Raw genomic sequence first — 21818 nt, forward strand, 5'->3', positions numbered from 1 at the left:
CCCCTTCACCGGCGCGGCCCACGCCGGAGACGCTGACATGACTGCCGCAAACGCAAACGCCCTGCTGTCCGTCGAAGGCCTGAGCGTCGAGTTTGGCAACAGCCGCGTCGTGGACGATATTTCCTTTCGCGTCGAGCCCGGCCGCACGGTGGCGATCGTCGGCGAATCCGGATCGGGAAAATCGGTCACGTCGCTCTCCACCATGCGCCTTGCGGACATGATGGGCGCGACCTATCCGACAGGCAAAATCCTGTTTGAAGGCAGGGACTTGCTGAAGGCCTCTCAGAAAGAGATGCGCTCGATCCGCGGCAAGGAGATCGCCATGATCTTCCAGGAGCCGATGACCTCGCTCAACCCCGTCTTCACCATCGGCGACCAGATCTGCGAAGTGCTTGTGCTGCATGAGAAGATGGGTAAGCAGGCAGCGATGGCAGAAGCACAGAAGCTTCTCGAAATGGTGCGCCTGCCCGATGCAGCCGAGCTTCTGAAGCGATACCCGCACCAGCTTTCCGGCGGCATGCGCCAGCGTGTGATGATTGCCATGGCGCTCGCCTGTCGCCCGAAGCTTCTCATTGCCGACGAACCGACGACGGCGCTCGACGTGACCATTCAGGCGCAGATCCTCAACATCATGCGCGACCTGCAAAAGAAGCTCGGCATGGGCATGGTCTTCATCACCCATGACATGGGCGTGGTGGCGGAAATGGCCGATGACGTCGTCGTCATGTGGAAAGGCAAGAAGGTCGAGGAAGGTCCGGTCAAGGATATATTCGCCAATCCGCAGCACCCTTACACGCGCGCCCTGCTTTCCGCCGTTCCGCGCCTTGGCAGCATGGAAGGTGAAGCCTTCCCGAAGCGCCTGCCGCTCACGGTGCTGCAGGATGGCCAGCCGGTCGTGATCGGTGAAGAGCGCGTGCAAAATACCGCGAAATACGACCAGAAACCGCTTCTGTCGGTCAAGGACCTGTTCGTGCGCTTTGATATCCGCAAGAACCTGTTCGGCAAGGCAACGCACCGGTGCAGCGCCGTGCAGAAGGTCAGTTTCGATATTCATGCCGGCGAAACGCTGGCGCTGGTGGGAGAATCCGGCTCTGGCAAATCCACCATCGGCCGCACCATCCAGCAGTTGCAGTCGGCCATCTCGGGCGAAATAACCTTCAACGGCCGCAGCTTTGCACAGATGTCGGCGGCGGAACGCTTCCGCATGCGTCAGGAAGTGCAATATATCTTCCAGGACCCCTTCGCCTCGCTCGATCCACGCAAGACGGTTGGTTTTTCGATTGCCGAGCCGATCAACACCCATGGTTTGATCAATGATCAGAAAGCCGTAAAGCGGCGGGTGGATGAATTGCTGGAGCGTGTGGGCCTCTCCTCCGAGCACGCCGCGCGGTATCCGCACGAGTTTTCCGGTGGCCAGCGCCAGCGTGTCTGCATTGCCCGCGCGCTCGCTTCCGATCCGAAGCTCATCATTGCCGACGAGGCGCTGTCGGCGCTCGATGTTTCCATTCAGGCGCAGATCATCAATCTGTTCATGGATTTGCAGGCCGAGCGCGGGCTCGCCTATCTCTTCATCAGCCATGACATGGCTGTCGTGGAAAAGATGAGCCATCGCGTCGCCGTGCTTTATCTCGGCCAGATCATGGAAATGGGCAGCCGCCGGCAGGTCTTCGAAACCCCCACGCATGATTACACCCGCCGCCTGCTGTCGGCCGTGCCGGTGGCCGATCCGACCATCGAGCGCCGCATCGCCATGATCGAGGGCGAAATTCCCAATCCCGTGCGCCGTGTCGGCGATGAGCCGGCCATTCTCGCCCATGAGGAAATCAATCCGGGCCACTTTATCGCGAAGAGCGCCTGAATAACAACCAGAACCACAACCATCTGAAGAGGAACAGGTAGATGACAATGATCAAGAAGGGGATGACGACAACGTTCGTCGCGCTTGCCATGGCCGCAACGGCCTTGACCGCCGCACCGGCTCTTGCCGCCGGCAAGATGACCATATCAAGCCCGCAGGACCCGGGCAGCTGGGACCCGATCGACACCTTCCTCGTTCAATGGGCGGCTGTCGCCACCAACATCTTCGATGGCCTCACCTATCGCGGCCCGGACCTGAAGGTCGTGCCCGGCCTCGCCGAATCCTGGGAAGAGCTGGATGAAGGCAAGCGCATCCGCTTCAAGCTGCGCCAGAACGTCAAGTTCCACAATGGCGAGCCCTTCAACGCCGCCGCCGTCAAGTTCACCTTCGAGCGCCTTCTTGGCGAACAGGGTGCCAAGGGCCCGCAGCGCTCCAACTATGTCGCCATCGAAAGCGTCGATGTCATCGACGACTACACCGTCGACATGAAGCTGAAGGCGCCGGATCCGGTTCTGCTCACCAAGCTTGCCGGTTATGGCGGCATGATCGTGCCGCCGAAATATATCCAGGAAAAGGGTGAGGACAACTTCAACCTCAACCCAATCGGCACCGGCGCGTTCAAATTCGTATCCTATGCACCGAAGACCAACATCAAGCTTGAAGCCAACCCGGATTACTGGGGCGGCGCACCGAAGCTTTCCGAACTGGAATACCGCTTCATTTCAGAGCCGGCGACCGCCGTTGCCGAATTGCAGGCAGGCCGCGTCGATCTCGTCATTCCGCCCACCATCCCGATTGGCATGATCCCGGTCATCGAAGGAGATTCCAAGCTTCAGATCGTCAGCGTCCCCGGCCCGACCGTCGATGCGCTGCGTTTCAACACCCGTGACGGCATTACCGCCGATCCGAAGGTGCGCAAGGCCATCATCATGGCCGTCGACCGCGGCACGATCGTCAAGTCGATCCTTGCCGGCCAGGCATCGGAAATCGCAAGCTTCCAGAGCGCGCTGTCCTTCGGTTACGATCCGGAACTGAAGCCACTGCCTTACGATCCTGAAGGCGCCAAGAAGCTTCTCGCGGAAGCCGGCGTCAAGCCGGGTGCGGCGCTCCAGATCGACATCCGCGGCAATGACGCGACGATGAACGAAGTGGCGCAGGTCATTTCCAGCTACCTCTCCATGGTTGGCATCACCGCCACCATCAAGCCCTATGAAACCAACGTTCTCTTGAACGACATCATTCCGCAGGGCAAGACCGGCGCGATGTTCCAGCAGAAATGGGGCGGCTGGACCTTCGATTACGATAACACCGCCTATTCCATGTATCACTCGGGTGAAAAGTGGAACCCCTATGACAAGGACGAAAAGCTGGACAAGCTCCTGGAATCCCAGCGTCCGCTGACGGACCGCGCCGAGCGCGAAAAGATTCTCAAGGAAATCGGCAGCTACACCGCCGAACGCGCGCTGGAAATCCCGCTCTACAACACCAATGCCATTTACGGCATCAACAAGCGGGTAAAGGGTTTTGTCGCACCGCCTGACAATCGCCTGAAGCTGACCGACGTTACCGTCGAATAATCAGGCTGGTTTTCTGATCAACACGCCTTGCCCGCCGCAATGCGGGCAAGGCCGGGTCTCTCTTCAAGGTAAAAAACGTGGCCGGTTTCCTCATCAAGCGATTGCTGCAGGCGATTTTTGTCGTCATCGCCATCACCCTTCTCGTTTCTTTCGCCATCCGCCTGACGGGTGACCCCGCCGTCACCATGTTTCAGGGCGGCGGCAGCATGACGGAAGATGATCTGGCGCGCATCCGTGCGGCGCTCGGCACCGACCGGCCGTTCTTCGTGCAATATTTCAGCTTCCTGAAGGGCCTTCTGACGCTCGATTTCGGCCGCAGCTTCACCGGCAGCACGCCGGTCTCGCGCCTGATCGCCGATGCCCTGCCCGCCACGCTGCTCTTGGCCTTCATCTCCATGGCGGTGTCGATTGCGCTATCCATCCCGCTCGGCATCAAGGCGGCGACTTCGCGTGGCAAGACGGCCGATCAGGTGATCCGCATCTTCTCGCTCGTCGGCCTTTCCTTCCCGAATTTCTGGCTGGCCACCATGCTGGTGCTGCTGTTCTCCATCACGCTCGGCTGGCTACCGCCAAGCGGCATGGGCGGTTTTGCGAGCTACATCATGCCCGCGGTCACCATGGGTGTGATCCTTACTGCCACCAATGTACGCCTTGTGCGCACGGCAATGCTTGATACGCTGCGCTCTCAATACGTCATGGTGGCGCGCGCCAAGGGGCTCAGTGAAAGCAAGGTTCTCTACAAACATGCGCTGCGCAACTGCGCCATTCCGCTCATCACCTATTTCGGCCTGCAATTTGGTGGGCTGCTTGGCGGCATCGTCGTTATCGAGCGTGTCTTCAACTGGCCGGGCCTCGGCACGCTCGCCTTCGACGCGGTCGGCGCGCGCGATTATCCCGTGCTTCAGGCCGTCATCACCGTGCTGTCGCTGATGATCGTCGGCATCAACCTTCTGGTCGATATCGCCTATGGGCTTGTCGATCCGCGCATCCGCACGGAGTAAGTGACGATGGCTGCCAAAACCTCGCGTCTCGCGCGCTTCACCAATCTCGAATTCGTCCTCGGCGCGTCGCTGACGACAATCATCTGCCTTGCCGTCATCTTTTCCGATGTGCTGTTTCCGGGCGGAGCTGACAAGATCGACCTGATGGCGCGCCTTGCCAAACCCTTCGCCAATGCCGCCCATCCCCTGGGTACCGATCCGCTGGGACGAGACGTTCTCGCCCGCGTCGTCGCCGGCGGCAAAATTTCGCTGCTGGTCGGATTCACCTCGGTCATCGGTGCTGTCATCTTCGGCGTCGCGGTTGGCCTGGTGGCGGGTTATTACCGCGGCTTCTGGGATATGCTGGTCATGCGCTTTGCAGATATCCAGCTCGCCATGCCCTTCATCCTGCTAGCCATCACCTTCATCGCCATTGTCGGCGGCAGCCTCACCAACACCATCATCCTTCTGATCGTCTCGCAATGGGTGCAATATGCCCGTCTCGTGCGCGGCTCGGTGCTGACGCTGCGGGAGCGGGAATTCATCCTTTCCGCCCGCGCCATTGGCGTGAAAGACTGGCGCATCATCCTTCAGCACCTGCTGCCGAACCTCATCGGCCCGGTCATCGTGCTGATGACGCTGAATGTCGCTAACAACATCCTGCTGGAAAGCAGCCTCACCTTCCTTGGTCTCGGCGTTGATCCGACAATTCCAAGCTGGGGCGGCATGCTGGCGGATGGGCGTACTTATCTGCAGACGGCATGGTGGGTTAGCGTCTTTCCAGGCCTTGCTATCCTTCTCACCGTGCTTGGCCTTAACCTTCTCGGCGACTGGCTGCGCGACAGCCTTGACCCAACAGGCAGAACCTCGAGGTAACCCATGAGCCAGATTTTCAACCAGACTTTCGCGCGTACTCTGGATACACTGGTCGCCCGCGCCGAGCCCGGCCAGTCCTTCGAGGCATGGACCTTTGATGACGCCAAAAGCCGCCGCGAGGCTGAAAACAGGCTGAAGAAAAAGGGGGTCAGCGCCCGAATCCGCAACGCCTACAAGCCCCTTCTCTTCACCTTTCTGGAAGAGATCAATTTCGATGGCGTCGACGCCATCGAGGTGCGTTACCCGGTGCACGAAAACGCCCCCGCCAACCGTTTCCGGCTGGAGGCCTATCCGCTGGCGGCGCTGGTGGGCGATGCGAAGCTGGATTTCATCGCCCGCGAGGACGACAGTTTCCATTATGAGGTGACGCTGAGCCGCCGTGGCAGGACGGAAACTCTGAAGGTTCTGGCTCCGAACCGGGTTCATACCGATATCGTCGGCGAAACCAATGTCTCGCCAACCGGCTGGTTCCGGCTTGCCGGTGATGCCTCGGGCGAGCGACTGGAGACGGATTACGAACAGCTTTTTGAAGCGGCAATCAGTGCCGTCGCCAACCACGGCTGGGGCGATGAAGAGCCCTATTTCGAGGAACTGAACATCCGTGTTACCCATCCGGCAGAAGATCTGCCTCTTTCCGTTGGTGATGAGGTCGTCAGCCTGCGCGAAGCGCTGCACGAGGATTTCTATTTCTCGCTGCTGGAGTTCTTTCAGAAAAAATCCGGCCGACCGCTGGGTGACCGTGGCCTCAAGCCCGGCCAGATCGTACCGGAAATCGTCAGAAGCGAAGGCGAAATCTCCCTTCACATCGAGACCCGCCCGCTCACAACCGCCTTCCTCGATGGCGGCGAGCAACCGATCGATGAGGCGCGCGAACCGGTTGCGGCAGGCCAGCTCGCAGGGCTGCTTGAGGAAATCGGCGGCGAGGCATTCCAGGCGCGCTCCCGCTCCGGCCGCATCCTTTCCGCCCGTTATCTCGCCGGCAGCGATGCCGCGGTGATGATCAGCGGCGGCCAGCACCCCAACGAGACGACGGGCATCGTCGGCGCCATCCGCGCCGCCCGCAAACTCGCTGATCGCAAGGGCGCGCATTTCACCATCTCGCCGCTGGAAAATCCTGACGGTTACGCCCTGCATCAGCGTCTGCGCGTCGATAATCCGCGCCACATGCATCATGCGGCGCGGTACACCGCCCTTGGCGATGACCTCGAATATCGCACGCCGGAAAATTCGGCTGCGCATCTGAACGAGAAGGAAATCCGTTTCAAGGCGCAGGAAATGAGCGGCGCCAGTTTGCATGTGAACCTGCACGGGTATCCTTCACATGAGTGGACCCGGCCTCTGTCCGGTTATGTGCCGCGCAATTTCGCCATGTGGACGCTGCCGAAGGGTTTCTTCCTCATCATCCGCCACCATGCGGACTGGGAAAGCCGAGCGGAAGCCCTGCTGGACAAGGTAACCCGCCATCTCGGCGCCATTCCCGGCCTGCTCGACTACAATAACCGCCAGATCGCGCTTTATGAAATCCACGCCGGCGAAACCGGTTTCCGCATCATCAACGGCTTTCCGTGCCTGTCGTCCATCGATGACCGCCACACCGTGCCGATGACGCTGATCACCGAATATCCCGACGAAACCATCTATGGCACGGATTTCATCACCGGCCACACGGCGCAAATGGAAACGGTGCTGTCCGCCTACGATGCCTGGCAGGAAATCCTGTCGCCGCAAGTGGCCTGATACGGCAACCGCCCCGGGCGGGCGGTTCACTTCCCCGGCGTTGTCGCAGCCAGTTTCTGATCGCGCTGTTTTTGCAGCAGCTTCTTGCCCTTGCTGAGAATATGCAGGTTGGCGGCATCAAGCTTGTTATATCCCGCCTGGATAATATCGAGATCGGCCACATGGCCGATGGCGGCCAGCTTGTACATCACGTCGCCAACGGCCACGTCGATGGTCGGTGCAGGTGATGACACGGCGTCCTTGACGGCCGCTTCCACATCCTCCATCGCACCACCCATGGCATGATAAAGCGTCAGCGCCTTGCGCAGAAATGCTTCACGACGCTCGATCCGGTTGTTGAGCCTGTTTTCTCCAACGCGATTGCGCATCAGCTCAACAGCTTTATTCTGATATTCGCCCATCAAGACACCAAATAACGTTCTAAATATGCTTGGGGAGACTACGAAAAATCCCCTTAGAACTGGTTAAAGCTCTGGTTGCGGGACTGCCGGCCGCGCGGTTGCAGGCGACATTTGCCCCGAACTGTTTGACCGCGAAGACCAAGGCCGATGCGGAGCTGAAAAAGGGGCAGGCGCCGGGCTGATTTCCCGATCCGATATGGGCAAGGCGTCAAAGACGCGGTATTGATAACCGTCAGGTTATTTATTACCCCCCTTATTTCATTTTACTTTGATATTCTTAATCATCAATCTGGCAGCCTGGACCGGTGGATGGGAGCCACAGGCGAATTTGGAGGAAACCATGAAATTTCGGATCACCGTGGCGATAGCGGCCATCTGTTTCAGCTCTGCCGCTTATGCAGAAACGATCAAGGTGGGCGTTGTCGGCCCGTTCTCCGGCCCGTTTGCGCTGCAGGGCAAGAACTTCAAGGCCGGCATCGATGCCTGGTTTGCCCTTCACGGCAACAAGGTCGGCAATGACACGGTGGAGGTCGTCTATCGCGATGTGCCGCAGGCCGATCCGGCGCAATCCAAGGCACTGGCGCAGGAGCTGGTGGTGAAGGAAGGCGTGCAATATCTTGCCGGCTTCTATTTTACCCCTGACGCCATGGCCGTCACACCCCTGCTGAAGCAGGGCAACGTGCCGATGGTGGTCATGAATGCCGCCACCTCGGCCATCGTGACCAAGAGCCCCTATGTGGTGCGCACGTCGTTCACCACCTGGCAGACTTCCACCCCCATCGCCAAGGTGGCCTTTGACGGCGGCGTGAAGAAGGTCATCTCACTGGTCAGCGATTATGGCCCGGGCGTCGATGCCGAAAATGCTTTCAAGGCGGCCTTCACCGCTGCCGGCGGCGAAGTGGTTGAAACCATCCGCATGCCGCTTTCCACCAATGATTTCAGTCCCATCATGCAACGTGTGAAGGATTCCGGCGCACAGGGTGTTTTCGCCTTCCTGCCATCGGGCCCGACCACGCTCGGTTTCGTCAAGGCCTTCAACGACAACGGCCTGAAATCCGCAGGCGTCAAGCTCTTCGCGCCGGGTGATCTGACGCAGGAATCCGATCTGCCGGCGCTCGGGGAAGCCGCACTCGGCATGCAGACGACCTTCCATTATGCCATCTCGCATGATTCACCCGAGAACAAGACCTTCGTGGAAGCCGCAACCAAGGCAATCGGCAATCCGAAGGAACTCTCCTTCCCTTCCGTCGGCGCCTTTGACGGCATGTATGTCATCAGCAAGATGATCGAGGCCACTGGCGGCAAGCAGGATGCGGAAAAGGCGGTTGAGGCAGTCAAGGGCCTTTCCTGGACAAGCCCGCGCGGCCCGGTCAGCATCGACCCGGAAAGCCGCCACATCACGCAGAACATCTATCTGCGCGAAGTAGCCAAGGCCGATGACGGCAGCTATTACAACAAGGAAGTCCAGACCTTCGAAAAACAGGGCGATCCGGGTCTCGCCGCCGCGAAGTAACGGCCAGACAGGACAATATTGCCGGGCCGCCAGTGGCGGCCCGTTTCCGGCCCGGACGGGCATTGCAGCACCGGGAGGAGTTTCTTCATCATGCAGACGGTCTTCAGCATCCTCATCGATGCGCTTGCCTATGGCATGGTCCTGTTCATCATCTCCATCGGCCTTTCGGTCACCATGGGGCTGATGCGTGTGGTCAATCTGGCGCACGGCGCTTTCGCCATGATCGGCGGTTATCTCGCCTCCTATGCCGCCCACGGACTGGGTCTCGGTTATGCGGCTGCGATCCTCGTCGCCATCGTCGGCACCATCGTCATCGCCATACCGCTCGAACGTTTCCTTTATCGCCGCATCTATGGCGCGCCGGAACTGACACAGGTGCTGATGACCATCGGCATCACCTTCTGCATCATTGGCATCGCGAACTTCGTTTTCGGCCCGACGCTGAAGACAATTCCGCTGCCGCAGCAGCTGGCCGGCCCCACCGATCTTGGCTTCCGCACCATCGCCACCCACCGCATCTTCGCCATTGCCTGCGGTCTTGCCGTGGCCGGCGCGCTGTGGTTCACCTTTGAAAAGACCGCCTTCGGCATCAAGCTGCGCGCGGCGGTCGATAATGCCGCCATGGCCGCAGCCCTCGGCGTGCGCACCGAAATCATCTATGCCGTCAGCTTCGCCATCGCCGTCGGACTAGCCGCCATGGGCGGCGTCATCGGCGCGGAACTGCTGCCGGTGGAACCCTATTATGCCCTGCGCTACATGGTCACCTTTCTGGTCGTGGTTTCCGTTGGTGGCGCGGGCTCCATTCCCGGCGCGTTGATCGCCTGCCTGCTGCTCGGCGCCATCGATACGACCGGGCGATATCTTGCGCCCGAATATGGCGAATTCTTCTTTTATCTGGCGGTCATCGTGATCATCACGCTGTTCCCGCGCGGCCTTCTTGGAAGGGCGAAATGAGATGGCGGTGCTCATGAACGACGTGACTGAAACGGCAGACATTCCGAAGGCGCGCTCACCGCTGCGCGCGCTCGCGGGGCCGCTCCTCATCATCGCCGCCGCTGTTGCCGGTTATTACCTGTTTCCGGATAATCTGGCACTTCTGACACGCATCATAGCCATTGCGCTTCTGGTGCTGTCGATCGATCTCGTCACCGGTTATTGCGGCGTCGCCACGCTTGGCCATGCCGCCCTCTTCGGCGCCGGCGCTTATGCCGCCGGCATCGCCGCCGCCCATTTCGAAATCACCGACCCGCTTCTCATGACCGCCATCGGCGCGGCTGCGGGCGGCGTGGCCGGGCTGCTTTCCGGCGCGGTGCTGCTGCGTGCCCACGGGCTTCCACAGCTTGTGCTATCCATCGCCGTCATCCACCTGTTCCACGAGGCGGCGAACAAGGCTTCAGGCTGGACCGGGGGCAGCGACGGTCTTGCCGGCGTTTCGCCGGACGCGCTGTTCGGCACCTTCGAATTCGACCTCTTCGGCCGCACCGCCTATATCTATGGTGTCTGCCTGCTGCTTGTCGTCTTCCTCGCCCTAAAGGTGGTCGTCAATTCACCCTTCGGCATGTTGTGCCGGGGCGTCAAACAGGACAGCATCCGCATTCAGGCCATGGGCGGCGCCGTCAATGGCACAATCCTGAAGATGTTCGTTATCTCAGGCATCGTCGCCGGCATTGGTGGTGCGCTCAACGCCATCTCCACGCAGGTCGTCGGCCTGGACAGCCTCAGCTTCACGCTATCGGCCGAGGGGCTGGTCATGCTGGTGCTCGGTGGTGCGGGTTCCCTTTACGGCGCGCTGATCGGCACCGTCACCTTCATGTGGTTTGAAGACGTGGTTTCCGCCGCCAACCCGTTTCACTGGCTCACCATTGTCGGCCTGCTGCTGATCGCCGTCGTGCTCTTCGCGCCGCGCGGCCTTTATGGCGCAGGCGAACAGATCATCGCGCGTCTCCGGGGAGGTCGCAAATGAGCGCCATTTTCGAAGTCTCCGGCCTGCAGAAAAATTTCGGCGGCCTCGTCGTCACCAACAACGTCTCGCTGTCGCTTTCGCCGGGAGACCGGACGGTACTCATCGGCCCCAATGGCGCCGGCAAGACGACCTTTGTCAATCTCGTCACCGGCAATATCAAACCGTCAGCCGGCACGGTGCGCATCGCCGGCGAGGATGTGACGGGCCTTAGCGCCAGCCAGCGCGTGAAACGCGGGCTCGTACGTTCCTTCCAGGTTACCAGGCTGTTTCAGGACATGACGCCAGAGGAGCACGTGGCGCTCGCCATTCTCCAGCGTGAGGGAAAGACCGGCCGGATTTTCGGCCGTTACCGTGCCATGCCTGCGGTAATGGGCGAAGCCCGCGACATTCTCGGCACGCTTGGCCTCACGGCCCTCGCCGAAACAAAGGTGCGCGAAATCGCTTATGGCCAGCAGCGGCTGATCGAGATCGCGCTTGCCATGGCGCTTCGCCCGAAAATCCTCTTGCTCGACGAACCGGCCGCCGGCGTGCCTTCCACGGAAACCGCGCGTATCGAACAGGCGCTTGACCGGCTGCCATCCGACCTCGCGATCCTGATGATCGAACACGACATGGATCTGGTCTTCCGTTTTGCCAAGCGCGTCGTCGTTTTGGCCGCCGGCGCCGTCATCTTCGACGGTTCGCCTGATGATGTCACCAGCAATGCGGAAGTCCGCCAAGCCTATCTGGGAAGTTACGCCGATGCCCGCAGCGCCGCTTGAAATCGTCAACCTCACGGCCGGTTATGGCCCGACGAGGGTCATCGAGGGCCTGTCGCTTTCCGTGCCATCGGGCTCGCGTTTCGCCGTGCTCGGCCGCAACGGCGTCGGCAAGACAAGCCTCTTCGCCACGCTGGCCGGCCAGACGAAGCGTTTTTCCGGCGATATCCGCATCGGGGGGCAGGAGATTGGCACCCTGCCAAGTGCTGCGCGCGCCAAGGCCGGCCTCGGTTACGTGCCACAGACCCGTGACGTGTTTCCGACGCTGACGGTGGAGGAAAACCTGTTCGTGGGCCTCAAGGGGCGACCGAAATCGGCGATCGAGGAAGCCTACACGCTGTTTCCGCGCCTCAAGGAGCGCCGCCGCAATCTCGGCTCGCAACTTTCCGGTGGCGAACAGCAGATGCTGTCCACCGCCCGCACCATTCTCGGCCAGCCGCGGGTGCTGCTGCTCGATGAACCGCTCGAAGGCCTCGCCCCCGTCATCTGCGAAGAGCTGATGGCCGCCTTCTCCAAGCTCGCCCAATCCGGCGAAATGACCATTCTTCTCGTCGAACAACGCATCCAGATGGCCATCGACTTCGCCGACCACGCCATCATCATGGAACGCGGCCGCATCGTCTGGGACGGACCGTCGAGCGAACTGGTGGAGAACCCGGATATTATCGATACGCATCTAGGCGTGGGTGGGCTGCACTAAGCCAACGTATCGCCATTGCGCGTTCATATATAATCTCCGTCATACCGGCCTTGAGCCGGCATCCAGCCACCCAAAGTCTTTGGGGTGAAGAGACCCTTCGTGCCGCGCCGACGCGCGTCGGCTGGATCCCGGCTCGAGGCCGGAATGACGGAGGGTGACCGATCATACAAAGCCCCCGCCGTCTCATTTGCCCTTCCTCCGAAAAACCCAATGGAATAAAAATTCCATTGCAGTTAAAGTGCACACGATTTCAATCTGCACCAGGGAACGACAATGACGGCAATCGAGGCGCCAGACTCCGTAAAGGCTTTTGAGGAGCGGCTGCTCCAGGTGGCGGAGGGTTTGCCGAAACGATTGCGGCAATGTGCCGATTATGTCGCCTCCAATCAGGATCGAATCGCCGTTTCCACCGTCGCCGAAATGGCTGAAGGCGCCGGCGTGCAACCCTCGGCCTTCATGCGGTTCTGCCAGATCATGGGTTTTTCCGGATTTTCGGAAATGCAGCGCCTGTTCCGTGATTCCTATGTCGGCGGCTGGCCGGATTATGCCACGCGGCTCGATCATCTGCGCGAAAAGGGCGATGAAAGCGCGTCCGGCCTGCTTGCCGAATTCGTGGAAGCCGGCCGCTCGTCGCTGGAAATGCTGCTGAAATCGGTCGACACCCGACAGCTTGATGAGGCGGTTTCCGTGCTGGCCAAGGCGCGCACCGTGCATATCGTCGGCCTGCGGCGGTCCTTCCCCATTGCCAGCTATCTGGCCTATGCCTTCGAGAAGATGAAGGTGCCGGCGGTTCTGCATAGCGCCGTGGGCGGGCTCGGCAATATCAGTGCGATTTCCCGCGACGACGCGCTGATCGCAATCACCTTTTCCCCCTACTCCACCGAGACGCTGGAACTGGCGGAAACGGCCCGCGCCAAGGGCGTTCCGGTTGTCGCCATGTCTGATTCCGCCGTCAATCCGCTAAGGAAATCCGGCGCAACGCTGCTGACGGTTACAGAGATCGATTTCGGCGCTTTCCGCTCCCTTTCGGCCACGCTCTGTCTCGCCATCACCCTTGCCGTGGCTGTGGGTACACGCAAGACGGCCTGAATATTTTTATTGAAAACGGAAAAAATAGAATTTATGATCCAAATTCATGAAACGGACATTCCACGACTGTCCTTCTCGTGACGGGCCATGTGAGCGGAGGAGGCTCACCGGAGCGGGGATGGCGATAGCTGGCGGCATGGTTGCCTGATCCGCTCGACACATATGAGGCAGACCGCGCCAGCGTGCGGTGCTAAGGAGGAACCTTTTGAAAAAACTTGATCTCATCACGATCGGGCGCTCGTCTGTTGACCTTTATGGGTCGCAGGTCGGTGGCCGTCTGGAGGACATGGCCTCCTTTGCCAAATATATTGGCGGCTCTCCCACGAACATTGCAGCCGGTGCTGCGCGGCTTGGCCTTAACAGCGCCGTCATCACCCGTGTCGGCGACGAGCACATGGGCCGCTTCATCCGCGAACAGCTGGTGCGCGAAGGCGTTGACGTGCGTGGCGTGAAAACCGACCCGGAGCGCCTGACCGCGCTGGTGCTGCTCGGCATTCGTGATCAGAACCAGTTCCCGCTGATTTTCTACCGCGAAAACTGCGCCGACATGGCGCTGAGCGAAGACGATATCGATCCCGCCTTCATTGCCGAGGCGGCCTGCGTCTGCGCCACCGGCACGCATCTGTCGCATCCAAGAACGGAAGCGGCGGTGCTGAAGGCCCTGAAACTCGCCCGAGAAAATGGTGCAAAAACCGCGCTCGATATCGATTACCGCCCCAATCTCTGGGGTGTGGCCGGCCATGGCGATGGCGAGAGCCGTTTCGTGGAATCGCAGAAGGTCACCGCCAAGCTGCAATCCACCCTGCATCTCTTCGATCTGATCGTCGGCACGGAAGAAGAATTTCACATTGCCGGCGGCTCGACAGATACGCTGACCGCACTGAATGCCGTGCGCAAGGTTTCGAATGCCACGCTGGTGTGCAAGCGCGGCCCGATGGGTGCTTCGGTCTTCACCGGCGATATTCCCGCAAGCCTCGATGACGGGCAGACGGGCGAAGGTTTCCCGATCGAGGTCTTCAATGTTCTGGGCGCTGGCGACGGCTTCATGGCCGGACTGTTCCGCGGCTGGCTGCGCGGCGAAGACTGGCCGACGACGCTGAAATACGCCAATGCCTGCGGCGCCTTCGCCGTCTCCCGGCATGGCTGCACGCCCGCTTATCCAAGCTGGGAAGAGCTGCAATATTTCTTCAAGGCCGGCATTCGCAACAAGGCGCTACGCAAGGACGAGGCGCTGGAGCAGGTGCACTGGTCCACCAACCGCAAGGGCGATTGGGAGACCATGCGCGTCTTCGCTTTCGACCATCGCATGCAGCTGGAAGCGATCGCCGACGAGCTTGGCGTCAAGCATGAGCAGATCGGCGCCTTCAAGAAGCTTTGCCTCCAGGCCGCGCAAAAAGTTTCCGGTGGTGAGCCGGGCTATGGCATTCTCTGCGACGGACGCCTTGGACGTGACGCGCTGTTTGCCGCCAGCGGCTCCGGCCTCTGGATCGGCCGTCCGGTGGAATGGCCGGGCTCGCGCCCGCTGACACTGGAACCCGATCTCGGCAAGGACTTTGGCGGGCTTACCGAATGGCCGCTCGAAAATGTCGTCAAGGTACTTTGTTTCTATCACCCCGATGACACGGATGAGATGCGCGCTGCGCAGGAAGAGACCGTGATACGGCTGTTCGAGGCCGCACGGCGCAACCGCTTGGAAATGCTGCTGGAGATCATTCCCTCCAAGGTCGGCCCGACCGACGATCTTACCGCCGCCCGCATCATCGAGCGTTTCTACGAAATCGGCGTTTACCCGGACTGGTGGAAGCTGGAGCCGATGAAAACCACCGCGGCATGGAAGAACGCCTGCGACGCCGTTAACCGCAACGACCCTTACGTGCGGGGCATCGTCGTTCTCGGTCTCGACGCACCGCAGAGCGAACTGGAAGAAAGCTTCCGCCTTGCGGCTGGCTTCGATCTGGTCAAGGGTTTCGCGGTTGGCCGCACGATTTTTGCCGACGCCGCCCGCGGCTGGCTTTCCGGCAAGATGACCGACGAGGAAGCGGTCAAGGATATGGCGCAGCGCTATACCAGCCTGTGCCGTATTTGGGATGAGGCGCGCGCCAAAAAGGGAGAGGCAGCGTGAAGACAGTAAGATTGACGGCTGCGCAGGCCATGGTTCGTTACCTGGCAGCGCAGATGAATGAACATGGCGAAACATATATTGCCGGCATGTGGGCGATTTTCGGCCATGGCAATGTCGCCGGCATCGGCGAAGCGCTTTACGGCATCAGGGACGAGCTGCCGACCTATCGCGGCCAGAACGAGCAGTCCATGGCCCATGCGGCCATTGCCTATTCCAAGCAGCTGCGCCGCCGCCGCGCCATGGCGGTCACCTCCTCCATCGGCCCGGGTGCCGCCAACATGGTGACGGCGGCAGCGCTGGCCCACGTCAACCGCCTGCCCGTCCTACTGATCCCCGGCGATGTCTTCGCCAATCGTGGCCCGGACCCCGTGCTGCAACAGCTCGAGGATTTCGGCGATGGCACCATGACGGTGAATGACTGCTTCCGTCCTGTCAGCCGCTATTTCGACCGCATCATGCGGCCGGAACAGTTGCTCACCGCCCTCCCCCGCGCCATGCGCACCATGACGGACCCTGCCGATTGCGGCCCCGTCACGCTCGCCTTCTGCCAGGATGTGCAGGCGGAAGCCTATGATTATCCCGAAAGCTTCTTCGAAAAGCGGGTCTGGCGCCAACGCCGCCCCGAGCCCGACGTGGTGGAATTCGAAGAGGCCGTCGCGGCGCTGAAGGCCGCGAAGAACCCCATCATCGTTGCTGGCGGCGGCGTTCATTTCGCCGGCGCAACGGAGACGCTGAAGCGCTTTGCCGAAACCCACTCCATCCCCGTCGTCGAAACGCAGGCCGGTAAATCAGCATTGGCTTGGGATCACGATCTCAATTTCGGCCCCGTTGGCGTTACCGGTGCCGAAAGCGCCAATATCATCAGCGAAAAGGCTGATCTGGTCTTCGGTGTCGGCACCCGCTTTCAGGATTTCACCACCGGCTCCTGGGCGCTATTCAAGAACCCGAACCGCAAAATCCTGGCGCTCAACGTCCAGCCCTATGACAGCGCCAAGCATGATGCGATCAGCCTGACGGCGGATGCCAAAATCGGGCTTGAAAAACTCTCCGCAGCCCTCGGCGCTCACCGTTTTGCAGCGCCGGATGCGGGCCTCAAGGCAGCATGGTTCGAAAAGGCCGATGCCGATACGGCGGCGCCGGGCGAAGAGCACGCAAACAGCCTGCCGACCGACATGCAGGTCATCGGTGCTGTCCAGCGCCAGTCGCGCGACAATACCGTCGTCATGTGCGCGGCCGGCACCATGCCGGGCGAGTTGCACCAGCTCTGGAAATCCAAGCTGCCGCTTTCCTATCACATGGAATACGGCTTCTCCTGCATGGGTTACGAGGTCGCCGGCGGGCTCGGCATCAAGATGGCGGAACCGGACCGGGACGTGATCGTCATGGTCGGCGATGGCTCCTATATGATGATGAATTCCGAGCTTGCCACATCGGTCGCCATGGGCGTGAAGATCACGCTCGTCATTACCGACAACAGGGGTTACGGCTGCATCAACCGTCTGCAGATGGAAACCGGCGGCGCGGAGTTCAACAACCTCTACGCCCATACCAACGTCAATCCCATCGCCATCGACTTCGTCGCCCATGCCGGCTCGATGGGCGCGGATGCACGCAAGGTTTCGACCATAACCGAACTGGAAGAGGCCCTCGCCGCCGCCCGCGCCTCCACCCGCACGACCGTCATCGTCATCGATACCGACCCCTATCCGACCCCGAGAGCCGGTGGCCACTGGTGGGATGTCGCGGTGCCTGAAGTCTCAGACCGCGCCGAAATCGGCCCGGCGCGCGCTCGTTATGAAAACCATGTCAAGGAAAGACAGTAAGATGATCCGTTACGGCACCAACCCCATCGCCTGGTCCAATGACGACGACCGCACGCTGGGCGCCCATATCAGCCTTGAACAATGCCTTGATGAAACCGCCAAGATCGGCTTCGACGGCATCGAAAAGGGTCACAAATTCCCGACCGACCCGGAAGGCCTGAAGGGCGTGCTTTCGCCACGCGGCCTCTCCTTCGTCTCGGGCTGGCATTCGCTGAACCTTCTGACCGACGATATCGAATCCGAAAAGAAGGCGATGCAGCCGGCGCTTGACCTCCTGAAGGCCATGGGCTCGAAGGTCATCATCGTCTGCGAGACCTCCAACGCCATCCACGGCGCAGACGACACGGCGCTGGTAGACCGTCCGCGCCTTGCGGCCGAGGACTGGGCTAAATTCGGCGCGGGCGTGGAAGCGCTTGCGGCTTTTGCTGCTGAGCAGGGCATCACCCTCGTCTACCATCACCACATGGGAACCGTGGTCGAGAGCGAAGATGAAATCGACCTTCTGATGCAGCACACCGGTCCGAAGACGCATCTGCTGCTCGATACCGGCCATTGCCTGTTCGGCGGCGGCGACCCCGTTCGCGTCGCGCAGAAATACATGGGCCGCGTTGGCCATATCCATGCCAAGAACGTGCGCCCGGTCATTGCCGATCAGGTCCGCAATGAGCGGCTCTCCTTCCTCGAAGGCGTTCGCCGCGGTGTCTTCACCGTGCCGGGCGATAGTGAAGGCGGCGTCAACTTCCCGCCCGTGCTGAAAGTGGCGGCCGAGCATGGCTATAGCGGCTGGCTGGTGATCGAGGCCGAGCAGGATCCTGACGTGCGCAACCCGTTCGAATATCAGAGCCTCGGGCTGAAATCGCTGAAGGCGTTTGCGCGCGAAGCGGGGCTGGACAAGGCTCAGGCCGCTTGAGCTGAGCCAAGGAAGGCGGGTGACCTATCCCACCCGTCATACCGGCCTTGAGCCGGTATCCAGCCAGCCCAAGTCCTTGGGCTGAAAAAGTCTTCGCGCCGCGCAGACGCGCGTCAGCTGGATTCCGGCTCAAGGCCGGAATGACGGGTGGGCGCGAAACTACCGAACGACATGTTTGTGCTACACACGAAAAAGGAACGACACCATGACCTCACTTCTGCGCAAGCCGGTCGCGACAAGCGGCAAGGTGCACGATATCACGCCCCAAAGCGCGGATTGGGGTTATGTCGGTTTCGGTCTTTACCGACTGAAGCCGGGCGAGACGGCAGCCGAAAGCACCGGCGACACGGAAGTCATTCTCGTCCTTGTCGAAGGCAAGGCAACGATTTCCGCTGGCGGCAAGGATTTCGGTGAACTCGGTGACCGCATGAATGTGTTCGAGCGCAAGCCGCCGCATTGCGTTTATGTTCCGGCCGGTTCCGAATGGTCACTGACAGCCACAACGGATTGCACCGTCGGCGTCTGCACAGCACCCGGCGAAAAAGGCAGCCGCGAGGCGCAGCAGATCGGACCTGACGGCGTGCAGCTGACCGCGCGCGGCAAGGGCGCCAACACGCGATACATCTTCCCCATCGCCATGGAAGAACGCGACGTCGCCGACAGCCTGCTGGTAACGGAAGTCTTCACACCCTCGGGCAACTGGTCTTCCTATCCGCCGCACCGCCATGACGAGGATAACTACCCCGACATGACCTATCTCGAAGAAACCTATTATCATCGCCTCAACCCGGCGCAGGGTTTCGGTTTCCAGCGCGTCTTCACCGAAGACGGTTCGCTTGATGAGACCATGGCGGTATCCGATGGGGATGTCGTGCTGGTGCCAAAGGGCCATCACCCCTGCGGCGCGCCCTATGGTTACGAGATGTATTATCTGAACGTGATGGCGGGGCCGATGCGCAAATGGCGCTTCAAGAACCACCCGGATCATGACTGGATTTTCAAGCGCGATAATCCGTAAGGCATTTCAGACAAACATCGCAGCCTCCTCATCCCTGTGACAGGCACAGGAATGAGGGAGTGCGCGAAGACACGTCTTGAGACTGTCTTGGCACACAACAAACGCAATTAACGAATTGTATTAATTAAAATAATTTCGGGAGGAGAATACCATGACCGCTCTTGGCGTGGGCCTTATCGGCACCGGTTACATGGGCAAATGCCACGCGCTGGCGTGGAACAACGTCACGAGCGTCTTCGGCGATGTGGAACGCCCCCGCCTCGTGACGCTGGCGGAAGTCAACCCCGAGCTTGCCGCGAAGAAAGCCGCAGAGTTCGGTTTTGCCCGCTCGACAGGCAACTGGCGCGACCTGCTTTCCGACCCCGAGATAGATGTCATCTCCGTCACCACGCCCAACGCCTTCCACCCGGAAATGGCGATTGCCGCGCTTGAGGCCGGCAAGCATGTCTGGTGTGAAAAGCCGATGGCGCCCGCCTTTGCTGACGCGGTGAAGATGCGTGATGCGGCCCGCCAGTCCGGCAAGGCGGCGGCGATGGGTTACAACTACATCCAGAACCCCGTCATCCGCCACATCCGCCGCCTGATCGACGAAGGTGCGATCGGCAGGGTCTATCATGTACGTGCCGAAATGGACGAGGACTTCATGGCCGATGCCACCCAGCCCTTCTACTGGAAGAGCGAGGCGTCTTCCGGTTACGGCGCGCTGGATGATTTCGCCGTGCACCCGCTATCGCTGCTTTACGCCCTGTTCGGCCACGCACAAAGCGCCATTACCGACATGGTCAAACCTTACGAGACCCGTCCGCTTGCCGGCGGCGGCGAACGCGCGGTTGAGACGCATGATCTCGCGAGCGTTCTCCTGAAACTTGAAGGCGGCATTTCCGCCGTGCTCATCGCCAACCGTTCCGCCTGGGGCCGCAAGGGCCGCATCGCCATCCAGATTTATGGCTCTACCGGCTCGATCCTGTTCGATCAGGAACGGATGAACGAGTTCCAGCTTTACACCACGGACGGACGCCCGGAAGAGCAGGGTTTCCGAACCATCCTCACCGCCCCGCACCACAAGCCCTACGACCGCTTCATCCCCGCCCCCGGCCACGGCCTCGGCTTCAATGACCTGAAGGTGATCGAATGCCGGGAACTGATCGCGGCGATCGAAGGGAAAAAGGCGCATATCATCGACTTCGAGGAGGGGCTGAAGATCGAGCGCAGCATTCACGCCATGGCCCGGTCTTTTGCCGAGGGGCGATGGGTGACGGCGGAGGAAATTGCGGAGTAGGACGGCGTGCACGCACGAGGCCGACCGCCGTCGTCACAAAATTCTCTTCCGTCATGCCGGACTAGATCCGGCATCCAGCCACGGCGCGTCTGCGCCGTGAGAAACAAGTCTTTTGCGATCAAAGACTTTATCGCGCTAGACCCCGGATCAAGTCCGGGGTGACGGTGCGCGGGATTTGCGAGCGGGCAAAGCCATTCGCCTCACCAGAGGATATTGGTCAAGGCTTGCCAACAGGCCTTACCCCTTGACCGGCGTCTCCGGCACCGGCGTCAGCACCTTGCCATCCCTGAACCAGCCGAGAATATTGTCAGCCACCAGATCGGCCATCGCATTGCGTGTCGGGATGGACGCAGAAGCGACATGCGGCAACAGGGAAACGTTTGGTAGCGACAGGAAGGCTTCCGGCACCTTCGGCTCAGCATAGAACACGTCGAGACCGGCAGCACCCAGCGCACCGCTTTTGAGCGCCGCAAGAAGCGCTTCCTCATCGACGCTGGAGCCGCGACCGACATTGATGAACACGCCCTCACGCCCGAGCGCGGTCAGGATATCGGCATTGATCGCCTTGTGCGTCTCCGGAGTGCCGGGCACGATGCAGATCAGCGTATCGACGGCCTCAGCCATCTCCTTCAGCGAAGCATAATAGGTGTAGGAGAGTTCGTCGCGCTTGCTGCGGGTGTAATAGCCGATCTCCACCTTGAAGGGTTCAAGGCGCTTCGCGATTTCCTGGCCGATGCGGCCCATGCCGAACAGGCCGACCTTGCGGCCGCGCAGCGAAAACGGCGACAGCGCGAACGGGCCTTCGCCAACCCATTTGCCATCCCGCAGCCACGTCTCGGCCTGATAGAGACGGCGCACGGTGTTGATCAACAGCGCGATCGTCGTATCGGCCACTTCGTCATTCAGCACATCAGGCGTATTCGTCACCACGATGCCACGCGTGGCGGCGTGTTTGGCGTCGACACCATCATAACCCACGCCGAAATTGGCGATGATCTCGAGCTTCGGCAGCGCGTCGATCCATTTGGCGTTGACGGCGCCGGAAACGGCAATGGCGTTGATGCGCTCCGCCGCGCCAGCGGGTAGAACCGGCTCTGCGCCGGCGGGTGCCGTGACAATCTCGACCTTGCCTTCGAGGCGTTCGAGAACGCGCGGATTGATCTTGCCGGGAACGAGAACGACGGCCTTTTTGTCAGACATAAGCGGATATTCCT

Annotated in this window: 18 protein-coding genes; 16 read left to right on the forward strand and 2 right to left on the reverse strand. The window is 60.7% G+C overall.

The window, feature by feature from the left end; translation table 11 throughout:
• The first annotated feature begins 37 nt into the window (after nucleotides 1–37).
• The 5 genes from HQN82_RS14890 (at nucleotide 38) to HQN82_RS14910 (ending at nucleotide 7028) form a co-directional block, all read left to right on the forward strand.
• Nucleotides 38–1858 carry an ABC transporter ATP-binding protein gene (locus HQN82_RS14890; RefSeq protein WP_004445135.1) on the forward strand — a complete coding sequence of 607 codons (1821 nt, stop codon included), beginning with the start codon at nucleotides 38–40 and terminating at the stop codon, nucleotides 1856–1858.
• 41 nt (nucleotides 1859–1899) lie between these two features.
• Entirely contained in the window at nucleotides 1900–3435 is a 1536-nt protein-coding gene (locus HQN82_RS14895) for an ABC transporter substrate-binding protein (RefSeq protein WP_022562725.1), read from the forward strand.
• A gap of 77 nt (nucleotides 3436–3512) precedes the next feature.
• Nucleotides 3513–4436: an ABC transporter permease gene (locus HQN82_RS14900; protein WP_006700225.1), complete on the forward strand. Its 924-nt coding sequence runs from the start codon at nucleotides 3513–3515 to the stop codon at nucleotides 4434–4436.
• 6 nt (nucleotides 4437–4442) lie between these two features.
• The gene (locus HQN82_RS14905) at nucleotides 4443–5291 is read left to right on the forward strand and encodes an ABC transporter permease (protein WP_004445140.1); all 849 of its coding nucleotides are present in this window, start codon (nucleotides 4443–4445) and stop codon (nucleotides 5289–5291) included.
• Between the two features lie 3 nt (nucleotides 5292–5294).
• A complete protein-coding gene (locus tag HQN82_RS14910) occupies nucleotides 5295–7028 on the forward strand; it encodes a M14 family metallopeptidase (RefSeq protein ID WP_173615129.1) in 1734 nt (577 codons plus the stop codon).
• A gap of 26 nt (nucleotides 7029–7054) precedes the next feature.
• Here the strand turns inward: HQN82_RS14910 and HQN82_RS14915 are convergent, their stop codons facing one another.
• Nucleotides 7055–7429 carry a hypothetical protein gene (locus HQN82_RS14915; RefSeq protein WP_006700227.1) on the reverse strand — a complete coding sequence of 125 codons (375 nt, stop codon included), beginning with the start codon at nucleotides 7427–7429 and terminating at the stop codon, nucleotides 7055–7057.
• 340 nt (nucleotides 7430–7769) lie between these two features.
• Between HQN82_RS14915 and HQN82_RS14920 the strand changes: the two genes are divergently transcribed.
• The 11 genes from HQN82_RS14920 (at nucleotide 7770) to HQN82_RS14970 (ending at nucleotide 20604) form a co-directional block, all read left to right on the forward strand.
• Nucleotides 7770–8942, forward strand: coding sequence for an ABC transporter substrate-binding protein (locus HQN82_RS14920; RefSeq protein WP_004445145.1), 1173 nt, complete (start codon nucleotides 7770–7772; stop codon nucleotides 8940–8942).
• 90 nt (nucleotides 8943–9032) lie between these two features.
• A complete protein-coding gene (locus HQN82_RS14925) occupies nucleotides 9033–9896 on the forward strand; it encodes a branched-chain amino acid ABC transporter permease (RefSeq protein ID WP_004445147.1) in 864 nt (287 codons plus the stop codon).
• A gap of 1 nt (nucleotide 9897) precedes the next feature.
• The gene (locus HQN82_RS14930; protein ID WP_004445148.1) at nucleotides 9898–10905 is read left to right on the forward strand and encodes a branched-chain amino acid ABC transporter permease; all 1008 of its coding nucleotides are present in this window, start codon (nucleotides 9898–9900) and stop codon (nucleotides 10903–10905) included.
• Nucleotides 10902–11666, forward strand: a complete 765-nt coding sequence (locus tag HQN82_RS14935; protein ID WP_004445150.1) for an ABC transporter ATP-binding protein — start codon at nucleotides 10902–10904, stop codon at nucleotides 11664–11666. Before HQN82_RS14930 ends, HQN82_RS14935 begins: the two co-directional genes overlap by 4 nt.
• Complete coding sequence (locus HQN82_RS14940; RefSeq protein WP_004445152.1) at nucleotides 11647–12363, forward strand: ABC transporter ATP-binding protein; 717 nt, start codon at nucleotides 11647–11649, stop codon at nucleotides 12361–12363. Before HQN82_RS14935 ends, HQN82_RS14940 begins: the two co-directional genes overlap by 20 nt.
• Nucleotides 12364–12636: 273 nt before the next feature.
• On the forward strand, nucleotides 12637–13452 hold the full coding sequence (locus HQN82_RS14945) for a MurR/RpiR family transcriptional regulator (protein ID WP_004445154.1): 816 nt from the start codon (nucleotides 12637–12639) through the stop codon (nucleotides 13450–13452).
• A 205-nt stretch (nucleotides 13453–13657) separates the two neighbouring features.
• Entirely contained in the window at nucleotides 13658–15574 is a 1917-nt protein-coding gene (locus HQN82_RS14950; RefSeq protein ID WP_173615130.1) for a bifunctional 5-dehydro-2-deoxygluconokinase/5-dehydro-2-deoxyphosphogluconate aldolase, read from the forward strand.
• Complete coding sequence (iolD, locus tag HQN82_RS14955) at nucleotides 15571–17397, forward strand: 3D-(3,5/4)-trihydroxycyclohexane-1,2-dione acylhydrolase (decyclizing) (RefSeq protein ID WP_113731844.1); 1827 nt, start codon at nucleotides 15571–15573, stop codon at nucleotides 17395–17397. The genes HQN82_RS14950 and iolD overlap by 4 nt, the downstream gene beginning before the upstream one ends.
• Before the next feature lies 1 nt (nucleotide 17398).
• On the forward strand, nucleotides 17399–18307 hold the full coding sequence (iolE, locus tag HQN82_RS14960; RefSeq protein ID WP_022562729.1) for a myo-inosose-2 dehydratase: 909 nt from the start codon (nucleotides 17399–17401) through the stop codon (nucleotides 18305–18307).
• A gap of 205 nt (nucleotides 18308–18512) precedes the next feature.
• Nucleotides 18513–19325: a 5-deoxy-glucuronate isomerase gene (iolB, locus tag HQN82_RS14965; protein ID WP_173615131.1), complete on the forward strand. Its 813-nt coding sequence runs from the start codon at nucleotides 18513–18515 to the stop codon at nucleotides 19323–19325.
• 151 nt (nucleotides 19326–19476) lie between these two features.
• Nucleotides 19477–20604 carry a Gfo/Idh/MocA family protein gene (locus tag HQN82_RS14970; protein WP_173615132.1) on the forward strand — a complete coding sequence of 376 codons (1128 nt, stop codon included), beginning with the start codon at nucleotides 19477–19479 and terminating at the stop codon, nucleotides 20602–20604.
• Between the two features lie 237 nt (nucleotides 20605–20841).
• Here the strand turns inward: HQN82_RS14970 and HQN82_RS14975 are convergent, their stop codons facing one another.
• Nucleotides 20842–21804 (reverse strand): 2-hydroxyacid dehydrogenase, encoded by a 963-nt coding sequence (locus HQN82_RS14975; RefSeq protein WP_173615133.1) that lies wholly within the window; start codon nucleotides 21802–21804, stop codon nucleotides 20842–20844.
• Nucleotides 21805–21818: the final 14 nt, after the last annotated feature.

Origin of the sequence: Agrobacterium pusense (assembly GCF_013285525.1) — a bacterium.
In the GTDB taxonomy this organism is placed as follows: domain Bacteria; phylum Pseudomonadota; class Alphaproteobacteria; order Rhizobiales; family Rhizobiaceae; genus Agrobacterium; species Agrobacterium pusense.